This window comes from Pseudoselenomonas caprae (assembly GCF_008271345.1).
GTDB lineage: Bacteria > Bacillota > Negativicutes > Selenomonadales > Selenomonadaceae > Selenomonas_A > Selenomonas_A caprae.
In genome coordinates, this window is sequence record NZ_VTOZ01000001.1 from 67,951 (window position 1) to 84,927 (window position 16,977).

The 16,977-nt window shown below is 52.6% G+C and carries 15 protein-coding genes; 13 read left to right on the forward strand and 2 right to left on the reverse strand.

Annotation, left to right across the window (positions count from 1 at the left end; genetic code table 11):
- Positions 1-197: 197 nt before the first annotated feature.
- From FZ041_RS15000 to FZ041_RS00340, 4 genes are all read left to right on the forward strand, one after another.
- Entirely contained in the window at positions 198-2,048 is a 1,851-nt protein-coding gene (locus tag FZ041_RS15000) for a flagellin family protein (protein ID WP_439653952.1), read from the forward strand.
- Between the two features lie 104 nt (positions 2,049-2,152).
- The gene (locus FZ041_RS00330) at positions 2,153-3,436 is read left to right on the forward strand and encodes a glycosyltransferase family 8 protein (protein ID WP_187626265.1); all 1,284 of its coding nucleotides are present in this window, start codon (positions 2,153-2,155) and stop codon (positions 3,434-3,436) included.
- 10 nt (positions 3,437-3,446) lie between these two features.
- Positions 3,447-4,634, forward strand: a complete 1,188-nt coding sequence (locus FZ041_RS00335; RefSeq protein ID WP_149188144.1) for a glycosyltransferase family 8 protein — start codon at positions 3,447-3,449, stop codon at positions 4,632-4,634.
- A gap of 15 nt (positions 4,635-4,649) precedes the next feature.
- Positions 4,650-5,369 (forward strand): class I SAM-dependent methyltransferase, encoded by a 720-nt coding sequence (locus FZ041_RS00340; RefSeq protein WP_149188145.1) that lies wholly within the window; start codon positions 4,650-4,652, stop codon positions 5,367-5,369.
- Positions 5,370-5,407: 38 nt separating this feature from the next.
- Here the strand turns inward: FZ041_RS00340 and FZ041_RS00345 are convergent, their stop codons facing one another.
- Positions 5,408-6,595, reverse strand: coding sequence for an MFS transporter (locus FZ041_RS00345; protein ID WP_149188146.1), 1,188 nt, complete (start codon positions 6,593-6,595; stop codon positions 5,408-5,410).
- Positions 6,596-6,735: 140 nt separating this feature from the next.
- Between FZ041_RS00345 and FZ041_RS00350 the strand changes: the two genes are divergently transcribed.
- On the forward strand, positions 6,736-7,143 hold the full coding sequence (locus FZ041_RS00350; RefSeq protein ID WP_149188239.1) for a GtrA family protein: 408 nt from the start codon (positions 6,736-6,738) through the stop codon (positions 7,141-7,143).
- Positions 7,144-7,228: 85 nt separating this feature from the next.
- Here FZ041_RS00350 and FZ041_RS00355 read toward each other — a convergent pair whose 3' ends face one another.
- On the reverse strand, positions 7,229-9,112 hold the full coding sequence (locus tag FZ041_RS00355) for a sensor domain-containing diguanylate cyclase (RefSeq protein ID WP_149188147.1): 1,884 nt from the start codon (positions 9,110-9,112) through the stop codon (positions 7,229-7,231).
- A 177-nt stretch (positions 9,113-9,289) separates the two neighbouring features.
- Here FZ041_RS00355 and FZ041_RS00360 point away from each other — a divergent pair, with 177 nt between their 5' ends.
- The 8 genes from FZ041_RS00360 to gpmI all read left to right on the forward strand — a co-directional run bounded on the left by FZ041_RS00360 (position 9,290) and on the right by gpmI (position 16,961).
- Positions 9,290-9,553, forward strand: coding sequence for a TIGR03905 family TSCPD domain-containing protein (locus FZ041_RS00360; RefSeq protein WP_149188148.1), 264 nt, complete (start codon positions 9,290-9,292; stop codon positions 9,551-9,553).
- A gap of 6 nt (positions 9,554-9,559) precedes the next feature.
- Positions 9,560-10,333 carry a histidinol-phosphatase HisJ family protein gene (locus tag FZ041_RS00365; protein ID WP_149188149.1) on the forward strand — a complete coding sequence of 258 codons (774 nt, stop codon included), beginning with the start codon at positions 9,560-9,562 and terminating at the stop codon, positions 10,331-10,333.
- Between the two features lie 67 nt (positions 10,334-10,400).
- A complete protein-coding gene (gene scfA / locus FZ041_RS00370) occupies positions 10,401-10,538 on the forward strand; it encodes a six-cysteine ranthipeptide SCIFF (protein WP_075429106.1) in 138 nt (45 codons plus the stop codon).
- Positions 10,539-10,633: 95 nt separating this feature from the next.
- Positions 10,634-12,037 carry a thioether cross-link-forming SCIFF peptide maturase gene (gene scfB, locus FZ041_RS00375; protein WP_149188150.1) on the forward strand — a complete coding sequence of 468 codons (1,404 nt, stop codon included), beginning with the start codon at positions 10,634-10,636 and terminating at the stop codon, positions 12,035-12,037.
- Positions 12,038-12,315: 278 nt separating this feature from the next.
- Positions 12,316-13,326 carry a type I glyceraldehyde-3-phosphate dehydrogenase gene (gap, locus tag FZ041_RS00380; RefSeq protein ID WP_033171499.1) on the forward strand — a complete coding sequence of 337 codons (1,011 nt, stop codon included), beginning with the start codon at positions 12,316-12,318 and terminating at the stop codon, positions 13,324-13,326.
- A gap of 107 nt (positions 13,327-13,433) precedes the next feature.
- The gene (locus FZ041_RS00385; RefSeq protein ID WP_149188151.1) at positions 13,434-14,627 is read left to right on the forward strand and encodes a phosphoglycerate kinase; all 1,194 of its coding nucleotides are present in this window, start codon (positions 13,434-13,436) and stop codon (positions 14,625-14,627) included.
- Positions 14,628-14,657: 30 nt separating this feature from the next.
- Complete coding sequence (gene tpiA / locus FZ041_RS00390) at positions 14,658-15,407, forward strand: triose-phosphate isomerase (protein WP_075429102.1); 750 nt, start codon at positions 14,658-14,660, stop codon at positions 15,405-15,407.
- A gap of 24 nt (positions 15,408-15,431) precedes the next feature.
- Positions 15,432-16,961 (forward strand): 2,3-bisphosphoglycerate-independent phosphoglycerate mutase, encoded by a 1,530-nt coding sequence (gene gpmI, locus FZ041_RS00395; RefSeq protein WP_075442767.1) that lies wholly within the window; start codon positions 15,432-15,434, stop codon positions 16,959-16,961.
- The last annotated feature ends 16 nt before the right edge of the window (positions 16,962-16,977 follow it).

A 16,977-nucleotide genomic window follows, 5' to 3' on the forward strand; every position in this document is an offset into this window, starting at 1 on the left:
GCTGGCTATTAAGAACAGCGGGCTTTTCGACGATATATAGATTAGAAATATCTGTCAGTAGAGGGCGGGGGCTTCCACCGCCCTTTGAGGTAAGGGTATATGAGCCTCGAGGAACCACAGGGACGGTATGGACGGGGCTATCATGAGGATGTGACTAGGTAGTCGGCAGACTGCTCATCAGGGAGGATGTGTCGATAATGGCAATGGTGGTTAAGAATAACATGTCGGCGGTGCAAACCTTAGGGACACTGAACAAGAATTCTTCGGCATTGGCAAAAAGTTTACAAAAGGTATCGAGCGGCATGAAAATCAATTCGGCCGCCGATGATGCTTCGGGTTATTCGATTTCTGAGCGCATGCGGGTTATGGTGCGTTCGCTGGACCAGGCGGATGCCAATACGCAAAATGGCGTGAGCCTGATGAAGGTCGCGGAAGGCGCGGTGAGCTCTACGGTAGATATCCTGCGCACGATGAAGGAAAAGGCAATCAATGCGGCCAACGACAGCAATACCGATGCGGATCGGGCGACAATCCAGAAGGAACTCGATCAGTCCATCGACCAGATTGATGATAATGCCAACGTGACCTACAATGGCAAGACTTTGGTGGATGGCTCGAAGATGGCCGAGGGTAGTGCGACCAAGACCTCGATGACGAATCAGAGCCTGCATAAAGATACGGATGGCGCTACCAGGATTGTCGATTTGCAGAACCGCAATGGTGAGCGGCTCAATATCCAGACGACGGATACCTTGACGATATCCTATGTGATCCAAGGAGAAACCTATAGCTTCGATGTGGATATCAATGATACGACAACCCTTGATAGTGCTTTGGTCGAAGCCAGCGACCCGTATGTCCGCAACAATCCATTGATGCGGGCGGCTTACGCGCAGTATGATGCATCGCGTGCTACGGCAAATTCGACGTATGCAAGTTCTTACGGTGCAGCTAGTTCAACGTATAATTCTACAGTTACCAACGCTACGGTTACTTATCAAGGTGTAACGCAAGGGGCGTTATCGACTATGAATAGTGCATATGGTGCAGCAACGAGTAATTATGCACTGTATAAACAGTATTATGATGCTTTTTCTACAATGGCAAATCCTGTTACAGGTGTGTCTATGTACGCAACGGAGGCCGCTATTCAGGCTGCGATTGCTGCAACAGCTCCGGCTAGTACTGCACTTTCAAATTATAATTATGCTTCTTCAGTATACACATCAACTTCAACGCAATATGTATCGATAGTGAATTCAGCCTCAACAGTTCAGTCGTCTACAATTGCTGTAGCGACTTCTGTTCGTGATTCTGCCTATACAGCGGCTCGTTCGACGCTTACCGTAGCCCTTAGTACAGCGGCATCGACGCTGGCGGATTCTGTCGGCACCTTGATTCCCTATAAGCTGTCAGTGGACGCTGGCAATGTGGTCGGCATATCGGCTTCGGGCGATACGGTCTATACGGCCAATCGCGAGAATGCCATTACGATTTCCTCGGGTTCGGCAGGTTTGCAGTATCAGCTGTCGGGCATTACGTTCAGTGTCAAGGATTCGAAGGGGCAAATCAAGAAGTCTGTCAATTCCGTTCTCGATAACTTCACGGAGTCGGTGCGGGCCTTCAATAAATCCAATGACAATGCGATTAATTTGCAAGTCGGGACCAAAGCCAATCAGACCATCCGCATCGGTCTTACCGATATGCGCTCCGAGGCACTCGGACTCAAGAGCTCGACGGGCATAACCTTGGGAGTGGGCACGCAGCAACAGGCCAATGCGGCTGTCAACGTGCTTGACAATGCTATCCAGAAAGCGCTTGACCAGCAGACGGATATCGGTGCGATTGAGGCTCGTCTCGAGATGACGTCCTCGAACCTCGTGACGTCGAGTGAGAATGTCCAGGCGTCCGAGTCCACGATTCGCGATGCGAACATGCCGAAGGAAATGACGGAGTATACCAAGAACAACATCCTCATGCAGGCCGCGCAGGCTATGCTGGCGCAGGCCAACCAGAGCAGTTCGAACGTACTTAGTCTGTTACAATAAAGATGACAAGCAAGAAAGTCTTCCGTAAGGAAGGCTTTTTTACTGTTGTGGCGTATATATATTATAGAAATATAGAGCGTAAGCTTGAAGACGGGGTGGGAGCAATGGAATGGAGACGGATTGGCAATGATGCGCGGATGGTGCATGTGGCCTATGCGATGACCGATAAAAATGGTACATATAGCAAATACATCGGGGCATCGATATGCTCATTATTTGAGCATACGGATGCCTGGGTGACGATACATCTTTTGCATGATGATACATTGACCGAGCAAAACCGGGCGAAATTCATCGAACTGGCACGCGAGTATGGCCAGCAGCTATTCTTTTACAATGTAGCGGAGGAATGCAAGGATTTGCTGGCAGAGGCCCGAGAGATATTCCGGCGGGCGGTCGATACCGAGTACTATACACCGGCGGCACTTTACCGTCTGCTGGCGCCTATCGTTTTGCCGCGCGATGTGAAGCGGCTAATCTATCTTGATGCCGATACGATTGTCCATATGGATATCCGCAAGTTTTGGGAGATATATCTTGATGGTAATCCACTCGGGGCAGTGACTGAGCGTACCTTGATGGAGCATTATCAGAAGCAGATTGACCGGTCAATCGATGAGCGGTTGTATCTTTTCAAGAATAGCTGGACAGATTTTGATACTTGCTTCAATTCGGGCGTACTTTTGATGGATTTGGAGAAGATGCGCGACATGGGCGAAATCCTGCTGCCAGGACTGCGTTTTATCGTCCAGCATGAGGAGGAGTGCCGCTTCTTTGACCAGGATATCCTGAACTATTTCTTTGCGCGTGATTTCCTGCATCTGCCGTGGAATTACAACATCCTGCAGTCCTGGGACAGGGACTGGGGCAGCCCGGAGCCAGTGGAGGGCATCTATCACTATATGGGACGCACGCTGCGCTATAATTTCGAAGAGCCGCGGGACCGGATATTCTATGAGGCATTTGTCAAGACGCCTTGGTGTGATGCGGAATTCCTTTGCAAGAGCTATGCGGTTACGCGCAATATCCTTGCCGGGGAGCTGGAAAAATTCGTCGACCGCAACCGCAAGGCCTCAGCGGCCTGGGCACGGCGCAAGCGGGTTTTTGTCGGCCCGAAGGCGGATGAGGAAAAACTGCGCGAGATGTTCATGCTGGCGCAGGATGAGCCGTATATCGCTCTCGATGAAGGCTGGAAACATGGCCTAAATCTGCCCTATGAACTAGGCTCCCATGTCTATGTATTTTTCCTGAATAACTTTGCAGAGCTCAAGGAGAAACTCGTGGAAGCCGGCTGGCAGGAGTGGGAGGATTATATCGATGGCAAATCCATCATCATCCCGCATCCAGCGCGTCTGTTGGATGAATATCGTATTTTTATGGTGATGTGAGGTGGATAGGATGATACATGTTTGCTATGCTGTTTCGGATAAGAAGGGCAATTATACCAAGTATGTGGGGGCGTCCTTGTGCTCGATTTTCGAGAACACCAAGGAATGGGTGACGGTGCATTTCCTGCATGATTATACGCTGTCCACCGATAACCGCCGGATGCTTATGCAGCTTGTGCGCAGCTATGGCCAGCAGATTGTCTTCTATGATTTTGAGAAGCTGTTCAAAAAGCGCTTTCAGGATTTTGAGGCAGGCAATATGTGGATGAAGGCGTATATAAAGCCCGGAGTCAGTCAGGCTACCTGGTATCGTCTGCTGGTAGGTGAAGCCCTGCCAAAGGTGGACAGGCTCATCTATCTCGATGGCGATACCATCGTGAATATGGATATCGCTGAGCTTTGGAATGAGGAAACCGGGGCGAATGGTCTGGCGGCAGTGCCCGATACGGTCATACAGGAAGGCCATTTCAGCCATATGGTCAAAAAAGGCCTTTGCGAGGAATCGCGGTATTTCAATGCGGGTGTCCTGCTGCTGGATATGGAAAAATACCGGCAGCAGAAACAGCTATTGGAGCGTGGCGCAGAATTCCTCAAGGAAAATATGCTGGTGGATTACCTCGACCAGGACGTGCTCAATTATTTCTTCCATAAAGACTGCCGGATATTGCCGGAAAAATACAATACGCTCGTGAGCTGGGAGTTTGCTCATAAAAGGGAAAATGTTGGGGCGTGCATCTACCATTATGCGGGCAAATGTTATGCCATCGATGCCGTCAACAACTATCATCGGCTGTTCCTCACGTATCTAACCAAGACGCCGTGGTGCAATGCGGACTTCCTTGGCAATCTGGCCCGGCAGATTCATCAGGCTAACCGTTCGTTGATGCTCGCCTATGCGAATTTCATCGCCGGCATGCATCGTATCATCATCGGCGAGGAGCAGGAAAAAGAAAAGCTCATGAAGCTGATGATGCTCAAGGAAGGGGAAAAGTTCTATACGCTCAAGGAGTTCAATGCCAAGGGATTGCGTCTGGAACCCCATGAGGTTATCATTTTTTTCATCAAGCCGGAAGACTATGAGAAGGTCAAAAAGAATCTGGAGCAGGGGGGCGTACTTGAGGGGGTACATTTCCTCAATGGCAATCTGTTCCTGTATCGTGATAGCAGCCAGGATGCACAGATCTTGCGCGAGGCCTAAGAAAGGATAAAGAGTATGGCGGAACAAACCCCTTATGATGAGAGTTTCTATCGGGCGCGGAAAGATGGCTCATACCGTTCGGCAGAGCTTACGATACCGAAACTGTTCAACTATGTGCCTAAGCCTAAATCCGTGGTTGACGTAGGCTGTGGCCTCGGAACATGGCTGGCAGTTTTCAAGCAGCATGGGGCAGAGGTCGTCGGTGTTGACGGCAGCTATGTCCGAAAGGACATGCTTTATATTGATGCGAAAGAGTTTGTCGAGGCAGACCTGGAACATGAATCGATAGCGAGTGGCGAGGAACGGTTCGATTTAGCGGTTAGCTTAGAGGTGGCTGAGCATCTTTCGGCCGAGCGTGCCCCGAGTTTTATCCATGATTTGACCATGCTCTCGGATATGGTGTTCTTCTCGGCGGCAGTGCCCTTGCAGGGCGGCACCAACCATATCAATGAACAGTGGCAGTCCTACTGGGCCAATCTGTTTGCTGCGGAAAACTACGTGTGCCTTGACTGCATCCGCCCACAGATCTGGGGCGAAGCCGAGATAAAAACAGAGTATAAGCAGAATATCCTGTTATACGTAAAAGAAGCCGCACTGAGTAACTATCCGCGCCTGCTAGAATACTACCTGGCCCGCTGTCATGACCCGCAGCAAATCGATATGATCCATCCCAACAACTGGGTCGGCGTAGTACAGTATCTTCATGAAATGATGCGGAAAGGGATGGCAACATAAGTTCAGCACACTGAGGTAATGAAAGCATAAAGATACAATTATCTCTTTATCGTGAGTTTACACCAAATAGCATTTACAATCAGCAGTGCTGCGACCAGCAGGAAGAGGTTGCGGATGCCAATCTGGGCGGCTAGCTGGCCGCCGAAGAAGGCGCCGCTGAACATGCCGATGAATTGGGCGGACTGATTGAAGCCGAAGATGCGGCCCATCAGAGCTGGGGGCGCGAGCTGGCGGATGAGGTTGTTGGTCGCGGGCATGAGACCGGCGATGGCGATGCCGTGGAAGAAGCGCAGGACGCCGAGCTGCCAGGGGGCGGTGACGAATCCCTGGGGGATTGATACGAGGCCCGAGAGCAGCAGGCAGGCGAACAGGATGCGTTCTGAGCCGATGCAGTCGGCGAGCCTGCCAAGGCGCGAGGCGAACAGCATGCTCGCAAAGCCGGCGGCGGAGAAGACGGCGCCAGAGACGATGGCGAGGTGGTCGATGTTGCCGGCGATTTCCTGTACGTAGACGGTTAGGAGCGGTGCGATGCAGGTCAGCGAGAAGTGCAGCAGCACTGTGGTCAGGAACACGCCGAGGATGATGCCGCGCTGGGGCAGCTCGCGGAAGGCTGGGACTGGCTCGTCTGCAGTCTTGGCTGCGGCTGCTGGTTGTGTTTCCTGGACTTGCGTCAGGGCGAGGAAACCGAGCAGACAGCAGGTGCCGATGAACAGAAAGGAGCTGCGGAAGCCGATGACTTCGCTGAGCCAGCCGCCGAAAATCGGGCCCATCAGGCCGCCGGATACCTGCGCTGTGAAAAACATGCCCATGGCCCAGCCGGAATGCTTTTTCGGTGTTTCCTGGGCGAGCAGCGGGATTACGGCGGCTTGGAAGCCGCTGAGGCAGCCTTGTAGCAGCCGCAGGATCACGAGGTGCCAGACGCTCTGCGCAAAGCCCATGCCAATCATGATGAGCCCGAGCCAGCCTGAGGCGCGCAGGATCATCGGCTTGCGGCCGAAGCGGTCGGAGAGCCGTCCCCAGATGGGCGAGAATATGGCTAGGCTGATGAAGTTGCAGCCAAAGACAATGCCTGCCCAGCGCGCGACATCAGCGGGATCATCGACGCCTAGTTCTGCGATATAGAGCGGCAGGATCGGTGCCATCTGGCTCATGCCGATGGAGACGATGAACGATGCGGCGCAGCAGATGAACAGATTCTTCTTCCAGATAGGAAATGATGAAAACATAAGCAAAGCCTCACTTTGTGCTGGATATAGTTCCATTATAGCACGCAGGAAAATTTACGGGACAGGGATGCTTTTTCCCGCCGGGCAAGGTATAATAGAAAGGACTTTGGATAGCGGGAAGAAGGATGGAGATTGTGAGCATGGGGCAAGTGGCGGATAAATTGAAGCGGGAATTCTGGACAAGGGAGTTTATCCTGTTTGTCGTCGTGGGTGTCATCAATACACTGGATTGCAGTCTGTTTGCGGCTGTCCTCATGCAGTATGGCATCGAGGATGCCAATATCGCCTTCAACATCGGCTATGTCATGAGCAATATTCTGGCATACCTGCTGAACTGCTGGCTGATTTTCCCGACGCGGCCGCAGCTTTATCAGTATTTCAAGTTTGCGCTCTCGTATGTTGGCAATGCGATCATTGAGAATGTCTCCGTATTGGTGCTGTATAACTGGCTGGGATTTCCGCCCGTCGTGAGTTTCGTGCTTGCGGCCTTGATAAGCGTGCCCGTGACATTCCTGATGGTCAAGATCTATGCGTTCAGCAAGAAATAACGAGATCCGTTTGGGAGAATAGCAAAGGAGCTGGGAAACGCAGGCGGCAGTTGCCTGTGTTTCCCAGCTCCTTGTCTGTCTCGTCTCAGATGGGCTCCTGGATGACGAGCGCCAGCGGCCGGGTATCATCGATTTTGTCGATATGGAGATTGCAGGCCCGTGTGCAGGTCGGGCGGTCCTTGTCCCAGTTGTTGAGATCGCATTGGATGTACTCGCTGCCTTCGCCGGAGAGCTGCAGAACGGGGCAGCCCGGACAAGGTGTGCTGCGCTTGTGCAATACTTGATAGCAGGGATGGCCGGCGTTGACATCAGGGAGTGCCTGACGGATGCTCCGGTTGAAGTAGATGGGCGACATCGTGATTTTGTCAACGACGTAAATCATTTCCTGCATGTGATCGAGCAGGCTGCGCAACTGCATGTTCTGCTGCCGCAGCTTGTCGTCAGAGTAAGAGGTCAGCAGGATGTTGCCAAGGATGACAGCAAAGACGCTAAGGGCATGGCGGCATTCATCGTCGATAGTATGTGGCCGGCTGTATTCGAAGCCGATGCAGCCAAGTGTGTCAGAGCCGTGGGTAATCATGCAGTGGGCAAAAGCACCGAGATGGAGCGCCGCCATAGCGGGCTGGTACCTGTCGGCAGCTTTTGAAGTATCTTCGCAGATGGACATGACACCGTAGGACGTGGCCTTATAGCCCGAGAGTATGAGTGTATTGCGCATGCTGATGCTGTCGAAAGTATCATCTGCGCGCTCGGAGGATTTCAGCGAGATACCGTTAGGGCTCAGCCATTCATAGGCGGTCGTATATTGATTCGTGTCGGGATCATAGAGATCGAGGCCGACGCGGTCAAGATTGAATAGTTTACCGAACATGCCCAGTGAAATCGAAATGGTTGCATCTGGGCTATTTGTCTCATAGAGCAGCTTGAAGATGAATTCAATCATGTTGTCTTTGAAGGCCTTTTGCTGGAAGTCCTCAAAATCTTTTGGCGTGCGATGGCTGGTGACCGAGGCCTGACCGAGCAGGCTGCTGCGGTAGATGGTATACTGGTTCTTACCAAGATTTTTTGATTCATAGAGTGCCCGGTCGGCATGCTTGAATAGCTCTTGATAGGTCGTACCATGCTGGGGATACTGAGCAACGCCGATGCTGATGGAAAAAGGCAGCTCTTGCTGGCCGTTCTTGTAGCGGCGTTCGAGCTGGCGAATCAGCGACTGGCAGCGGTCGTGTAGTATCTCGGGATCTGATATATTACGGAACAGCACGAGAAATTCATCGCCGCCTATCCGGCCTTTGATATCGGACTGGCGGAAATTGTGCATGATGGCATCGCCCATATCGGTGAGCACAGCATCGCCGAAGAGGTGACCAAAGCTGTCGTTGATTTCCTTGAAGCCGTCCGCATCGATGATCAGGAGTGCTTCCTGATCGATATCGGGAGACAGGCTGGCAAGATGTTTGGTGATACGCAGGCGGGTGGCATCCTTGTTGAGGAGCCCGGTGAGCTGATCGTGCGCGGCCTCGCGCTCGATGCGCTGCTGCCAGAGCTTCTGCGCCTGGATGTTGCGGATATTGCCATAGGCGACGACTGGCACGAAGCCATCGAAATAGGTAATCAGGTGGATTTCCGACCAGATGTATTCGTGGCAGCCGTTGCCGCGCAGCCGGAGCTTGCAGATGTGATTGCAGGTTCCTTTCGGGCGGTGGATATGGTGGCAGAAGATAGAGTCGAGATAGACGCGGAGAATCGTCGCATCCTCTGGGTGCAGGAGCCCTGAGTGCCAAAGGATAGTTGAGGCCCGCGCCATCCGCGGCGCAATGTCATAGGAGTTAGGGAGCGCCGGCTCGTGGAGTTCCAGCACATCCGTAGTCATGTCCCAGCGGAAATAAACCCGGCGGTCGAATTTCTCTAAGGCCGAGAATACATTGTTGTCAAATGCAGTTGGTATGGGGTGACTTTTGGTATTCATACTGAAATCCCTCTAATCATTTATTAAACTTATTATAGTATAGCCGATATAGGACAAATTTACCATTAGTTTTTTATTGCGTTTGTAAAAAAATACGAACCAGCAATTGAAAAGCAGGCAATCTTTCAGTAAGATAGAGGAAAGAGACAGGCATTGCGTGGAGAGGAGAAAAAGCCTATGAGTGTTTACGAATATGTGACCAAGGGGACGTGTTCCCGCAAGATTACGGTGGAACTTGACGGCAAGACCATCAAGAAGGTGGAGTTTGAAGGTGGCTGCAATGGCAATCTCAAGGGGATTGCCAAGCTGGTCGCAGGGCTGGACATGGATTTTGTCATCAGCCGTTTTGCTGGCAATACCTGCAACAACCGGACGACGTCGTGCCCTGACCAGCTTGCCCAGGCATTGCAGGAGGCTTATGCGGCACAGAAAGAAGGCTGATGTTTGATGCTGTTTGATAGTCACAGCCATACGGAATTTTCGGGTGACTCGGAGATGAAGGCCAAGGACGCTGTGGCGGCAGCCCAAAGGCTGGGCCTGGGCCTCGTGTTCACAGAGCATCTCGACCTCGATTATCCGGGCGATATAGATTTCACGTTCAATCCCGATGCATATTGGCAGACGTATGAACCTCTGCGCGGCAGCCAGCTGCGGCTGGGCGTTGAGGTCGGCATGCAGCTTTCGACCTGTGACCGCAGCCGTTCGTTTACCGAGTGGCTGCCTTTCGATCTCGTCATCGGCGCAATCCACATGGTGGACGGGCAGGACATCTACTATAAAGAAGCGTACGGGGATCTTTCCAAGGACGAATTCTATCATAAATATTACCAGAGCATGGCGGACAATGTGCGTGCCCATACCTTCATTGACGTGCTGGCACATATCGACTACATCGCACGCTATGCGCCGTATGATGACCCGGAGATTGCCTATGGCAGCTTTTCTGACGACATCGACGAAGTGCTGCGGGCTGTCGTGGAGACTGATACCGTACTGGAGCTCAACACGCGGCGGCTCGGCAGCCGCCGGTCGCTCAAGGAGCTGGCCCCGGTCTACGCGCGCTACCGCGAGCTGGGCGGCCGGTGCGTGACGCTGGGCTCGGATGCGCATACGGCTGATGCCATCGGTGCGCATTTTGCGGCTGCCTGGGATTTTGCCGAGGCCTTGGGGCTCCAGGTCGTGACTTTCTGCGGCCGGCTGCCCGAGAGTTGTCAGAAATAATTCCTTGTACTGCCGCTGAAAAGACGATATAATAGAATGAGATTCTATTTTGATAGGAGGGCTAATGATGAAACACATCAAGACGGTCAACAAGCCGAAGATGCAGGCTACGCTCAAGACGGGCGGCTGCGGCGAGTGCCAGGCTTCCTGCCAGTCCGCATGCAAGACTTCCTGCACGGTCGGCAATCAGGTTTGCGAGAAATAAGTATCGCATTGGAGCCTTCCCTTTATCGGGAAGGCTTTTTCTTATGAATCATTTCCATTTATATAGTAGTATTGGTTAAGGAGAACGGGAACAGAATGAAAGCAAGAATCCATAAGTTTGAGCAGAATGGTACATATATCCTGCTCGACATCAACAGTGGCGCGGTGCATGTCATCGATAAGATGATCTATGACATGATGGACACGTTTGATGGAACGAATGACGATGCGGTGCGCACGGCTATGGCTGGCGAGTATCCGCAGGCAGAGGTCGATGAGGCGCTGTCGGAGCTGCATGCGCTGATGGATGCCGGTGAGCTCTTCGCACCAGACATCAACGTGCCGCCGACCTTCAAGCAGACGGGGCTGGTCAAATCCATCTGCCTGATGATCGCGCAGGACTGCAACCTGCGCTGCAAGTACTGCTTTGGCGATGGTGGCAGCTACGGTCAGGAGCGCGCCATCATGACGCCAGAGGTCGGCAAGAAAGCTGTCGACTACCTCATCAAGGCCAGCGGCCCGCGCAAGCACCTGGAGATGGACTTCTTCGGCGGCGAACCGCTCATGAACATGAAGACGGTCAAGGCTGTGACGGAGTACGCCCGCCAGCGTGAGAAGGAAACAGGCAAGAAGTTCAAGCTCACGATGACGACGAACGGCATCCTGCTGAACGATGAGAACATCCAGTGGCTCAATGACAACGACTTTGCGCTGGTGCTCTCCCTCGATGGCCGCAAGGAAGTCCACGATGCCATGCGTCCGCTGGCTGGCGGCCAGGGCAGCTATGATCGCGCCATCGCCAACTTCAAGAAGTGCCTGGCCAGCCGCAAGGGTGGCGACTACGACTACCGCGGTGTCTACACTTACCTGCGCGGTACCTACACGAAGAACAATATGGACTTCACGAAAGACGTGCTGTCGATGAACGATGAGGGCTTCGACATCCTGTCGATGGAGCCGGTAGTCCTGAAGGACAGCCCTCTGGGCTTCACGGAGGAGGATCTGCCGCGCATCCGCGAGGAGTACGACCGTCTGACCGAGGCCTATATGAAGCGCCATCGCGAGGGTAAGGGCTTCTTCTTCTTCCACTTCAATATGGATCTTTCCAATGGCCCGTGCGTGGCGAAACGCCTGTCGGGCTGTGGTGCTGGTCATGAGTATGTGGCCGTGGCTGAAAATGGCGACCTCTATCCCTGCCATCAGTTCGTCGGCCGCGAGAAGTATAAGATCGGTACGGTGGATACGGGCATCACGGACAAGGAGACGAGCCAGTACTTCCGCGAGAGCCATGTCCTCAACAAGGAGCAGTGCAGCGAGTGCTGGTCGCGTTTCTTCTGCTCGGGCGGTTGTCATGCCAATGCGGATCTTTTCCACAATGATATCCGCAAGCCGTATGAGGTTGGCTGCGAGATCCAGAAAAAACGTCTCGAATGTGCGATTTATGTGCAGGCACTGCTGGAGCTTGAGAAGATGGATGATGAGGAGCCACAAGACGCATAAATAATATTTATATATCATGTTAAACAGTGACAAGCTGATTTGCTTGTCACTGTTTTTGTGTTTTAACGGTATTCCTATTGTTTATCTGTGTTTAGCGCAGCAGGGAAAACGAAAGGCTATTGTTAGGTATTCATGCAGAAAAGTCAGAAAACAACATCATCAGTTCATGGAATAATTGGTAGAATTTATGATAAAAACATTGACATTTTGGCTTTGCTTATTGTATTATTAGACCTGTAAGAACTGAACTTCTAAAGAATTTAGGGGGTATTTTTCAAATGGCAGTAAAAGTAGCTATCAATGGTTTTGGCCGCATTGGCCGTCTCGCATTCCGTCAGATGTTCGACGCTGAGGGTTATGAAGTTGTTGCAATCAACGACCTCACGAGCCCGAAAATGCTCGCACACCTGCTCAAGTACGATTCCACGCAGGGTAAGTACAAATATGCTGATACGGTTGAGGCTGGCGAAAACAGCATCAAAGTCAACGGCAAAGAGATCATGATCTACGCTGAGAAGGATGCAAAAGACATTCCTTGGGCTAAACATGATGTTGACGTTGTTCTCGAGTGCACTGGTTTCTACACTTCCAAAGAGAAAGCTTCTGCACATCTGGCTGCAGGCGCTAAGAAAGTTGTTATCTCCGCTCCGGCTGGTAACGACCTCCCGACGATCGTATACAACGTTAACCACACGACGCTGACGAAAGAGGACAAGGTTATCTCCGCTGCTTCCTGCACGACGAACTGCCTTGCTCCGATGGCTAAAGCACTGAACGACCTCGCTCCGATTCAGAGCGGTATCATGTGCACGATTCACGCTTACACGGGCGACCAGATGACTCTTGATGGCCCGCAGCGTAAAGGCGACCTCCGCCGCAGCCGCGCAGCAGCTTGCAACATCGTTCCGAACTCCACGGGTGCTGCTAAAGCTATCGGCCTCGTAATTCCGGAACTCAAAGGCAAACTGATCGGTGCTGCACAGCGCGTTCCGACCCCGACGGGCTCCACGACGATCCTCAATGCTGTTGTTAAAGGCAGCGTTTCCGTTGAGCAGGTTAACGAGGCTATGAAGGCTCAGGCTACGGAATCCTTCGGTTACAACACGGATGAGATCGTATCCAGCGATATCGTTGGCATGCGTTTCGGTTCCCTGTTCGATGCTACGCAGACGATGGTTAACCCGGTCGAGGGTGGCACGCAGGTTCAGGTTGTTTCCTGGTACGACAACGAGAACAGCTACACGAGCCAGATGGTTCGCACGATCAAATACTTCGCTGAGCTCGGCTAATTGTTTGATTCGTAACTGAATAAAACGAAGATCTTTTGAGGTCCGGCCTAAAACTTGGGCCGGACCTCAAATTTTTATCATGTAAAGATTATTTTGGAGGTTTCAACATGGATAAGAAAACCATCAAGGACATTGACGTAAAAGGCAAAAAAGTATTTGTCCGCGTCGATTATAACGTTCCGTTCGATGAGAACCAGAACATCACGAATGATACGCGCATGGTCCGCACGCTGCCGACCATCAACTATCTGCTCGACAATGGCGCTGCTGTAATCCTGGCTTGCCATATCGGCCGTCCTTCTGAGGCTCGTGAGCCGCAGTTCTCTACGAAGCACCTCGTTGCTCATCTTTCTGAGCTCCTCGGCAAAGAGGTGAAATGGGCTTCGGACTGCGTTGGCGCTGAGGCTGAGAAGGCTGCTGCTGACCTGAAGGCTGGCGAAGTCCTGCTGCTTGAGAACCTCCGTTATCACAAAGCTGAGAAGAAAAACGATCCGGAATTTGCAAAACAGCTCGCTTCCCTGGCTGATGTCGCTGTTGACGATGCTTTCGGTGTTTCCCACCGCGGCCATGCATCCAACGCTGGCATCGCTCAGTACGTCGAGGTTGTCGCTGGCTTCCTGATGGAAAAAGAGATCAACTACATCGGCAAGACCCTTGAGGCTCCGCAGCGTCCGTTCGTTGCTATCATCGGCGGTGCTAAGGTTTCCGATAAGATCGGCGTCATCAACAACATGATCGAGAAAGTCGACAAAATCATCATTGGCGGCGGTATGGCTCATACTTTCGATGCAGCTAAAGGCCTGCCAATCGGCAACTCCCTCTGCGAGCCGGACAAATACGATCTCGCTCGTGACCTCCTCAAGAAAGCTGAGGAGAAGGGCGTTGAGGTTATCCTGCCGGTTGACCTCGTGATCGCTGATAAGTTCGCAGCAGATGCCAACACGCAGACGGTTGATGTCGATAAAGTTCCTGAGGGCTGGCAGGCTCTTGACTCCGGCGTGAAGACGTCTGAGAAATATGTCGAAGCTCTCAAAGGTGCTAAGACGGTTGTTTGGAATGGACCGATGGGCGTATTCGAGTTCGATGCATTTGCCAAAGGTACGCTGGCTGTTGCTGAGGCTGTTGCCAAAGCTACGGAAGAGGGCGCTATCTCCATCGTTGGCGGTGGTGACTCCGTTGCTGCGCTGAAGAAGACGGGCCTGACGGACAAGATTTCCCATGTATCCACGGGTGGCGGCGCTACGCTCGAGTTCCTCGAGGGCAAAGAGATGCCGGGCATTGCAGCTATCGCTGATAAATAATGACTGATTGATTAGGGAGGCTTTTATATAATGGCTAGAACTCCGATTATTGCTGGTAACTGGAAAATGAACAACACGATCGCGCAGGGCGTTGAGCTCGTAAAGGCTCTGGCTCCGCTGGTCAAAGACGCAACGGTTGACGTTGTTGTCTGCCCGACGGCTACGGCTCTGTCCTCCGTCGCTGCTGCTGTCAAAGGCACGAACATCCATGTTGGTGCGCAGAACGTTCACTGGGAAGCAAATGGTGCTTTCACGGGCGAAATCTCCACGGGCATGCTGAACGAAATCGGCGTTGACTACGTTGTTCTCGGTCACAGCGAGCGCCGTGATTACTTCGGCGAGACGGATGAGGGGGTAAACAAACGCGCTCGTGCTGCTTTTGCTGCTGGCATCACGCCGATCATCTGCTGCGGTGAGTCCCTCGAGATCCGCGAGGCTGGCACGTACATCGACCATGTCGTTGCTCAGATCAACGCTGCTCTCGAAGGCTTCGAGGCTGCTGAGGTCGCTAAGCTCGTTATCGCTTATGAGCCAATCTGGGCTATCGGCACGGGCAAAACGGCTACCTTCGAGCAGGCTGAAGAAGTCTGCAAGGCTATCCGTGAAGCTGTTGCGAAGAAATTCGGCCAGGAAGCAGCTGACGCTATCCGCATCCAGTACGGCGGCAGCGTAAAACCGGCTACGATCAAAGACCTCATGCAGCAGCCGAACGTCGACGGCGCACTCGTAGGTGGCGCATCCCTGAAGGCTCAGGACTTCAGCCAGATCGTTAACTACTGATTCTTAGAAGGGTAGTATCTTAAAATGGCAAAACTCAAAAATGCACCGGTTGCACTCATCATCATGGATGGCTGCGGCCTCGGTGATAAAAGCGATAAGAACAATGCAGTACAGGTAGCAAATACGCCGGTACTCGACGGTCTGCTCGCAAAATACAAGACGAGCCAGCTGCAGGCATCGGGCGAATACGTCGGCCTGCCGGATGGCCAGATGGGCAACTCCGAGGTTGGTCATACCAACATCGGTGCTGGCCGTATCATCTATCAGCAGCTCACGCGCATCACGCGCGACATCAAGAACGGCGACTTCTTCAAGAACGAAGCCCTGCTCGATATTGTCAATGGCGTAAAGGCCAACAATGGTGCTCTGCATCTTCTGGGCCTTGTTTCCCCAGGTGGTGTCCACAGCCATCAGGATCATCTCTACGCCCTGCTTGAACTGGCAAAGAAAAATGACATCAAGGAAGTCTACGTCCATGCTTTCCTTGATGGCCGTGATGTTCCGCCCCAGAGCGCTCAGCCGTTCCTCGAGGAACTTGAGGCAAAATGCAAAGAAATCGGCGTTGGCTGCATCGCTACGATCAGTGGCCGCTACTATGCAATGGACCGCGACCACAACTGGGATCGCGAGCAGAAGGCCTATGAGGCTATCGCTCATGCAGAAGGTGTAAGCGCTGATTCGGCAGTGGCAGGCCTCAAAGCCAGCTATGACAACGGTGCTAACGATGAGTTCGTTGTACCGTGCGTTATCAAGGGCTATGAGGGCATGAAGAATGGCGATGGCGCTATCTTCTTCAACTTCCGTCCGGACCGTGCGCGCCAGCTCACGCACATCTTCGTCGATGAGACGTTTGATGGCTTCGAGCGTGACGAGAATCTCAAGATTCCGTTTGCAACGTTCTCGCATTATGAGGATGGCATGAATGCCAAAGTTGCTTTTCCGCCGGAAACCATTACGAAGACGATGGGCGAAATCATCGAATCGCAGGGCATGACGCAGCTGCGCATCGCTGAGACCGAGAAGTACGCCCATGTGACGTTCTTCTTCAACGGTGGTGTCGAAGAGCCGTACAAGGGCGAGGATCGCATCCTTGTTCCGTCGCCGAAGGTTGCTACGTATGATTTGCAGCCGGAGATGAGTGCTATCGAGGTTACGGATAAAGTTGTCGAGGCTATCAAGTCCGGCAAGTATGACTTCATCATCCTCAACTATGCAAACTGCGACATGGTTGGTCATACGGGCGTGTTCCCGGCAGTTGTCAAGGCTGTTGAGACGGTTGATACGTGTGTTGGCCGTTTTGTCGATGCCATCCGCGAAGTCGGTGGCGAGGTCTGCATCACGGCTGACCACGGCAATGCGGACAAGATGATGGACTATGATAACGACCAGCCGTTCACGAAGCATACGACGAATCCGGTTCCGTTCATCGTGGTTTCCGACCGCGTCAAATCCGTCAAGGACGGCGCTCTCTGCGATATCGCACCGACGCTGTTGACGCTGGCTGGTGTTGAGATCCCGAGCGAAATGACGGGCAAAAACCTCGTCGAACTTTAATTATCCGCAGGTCAGA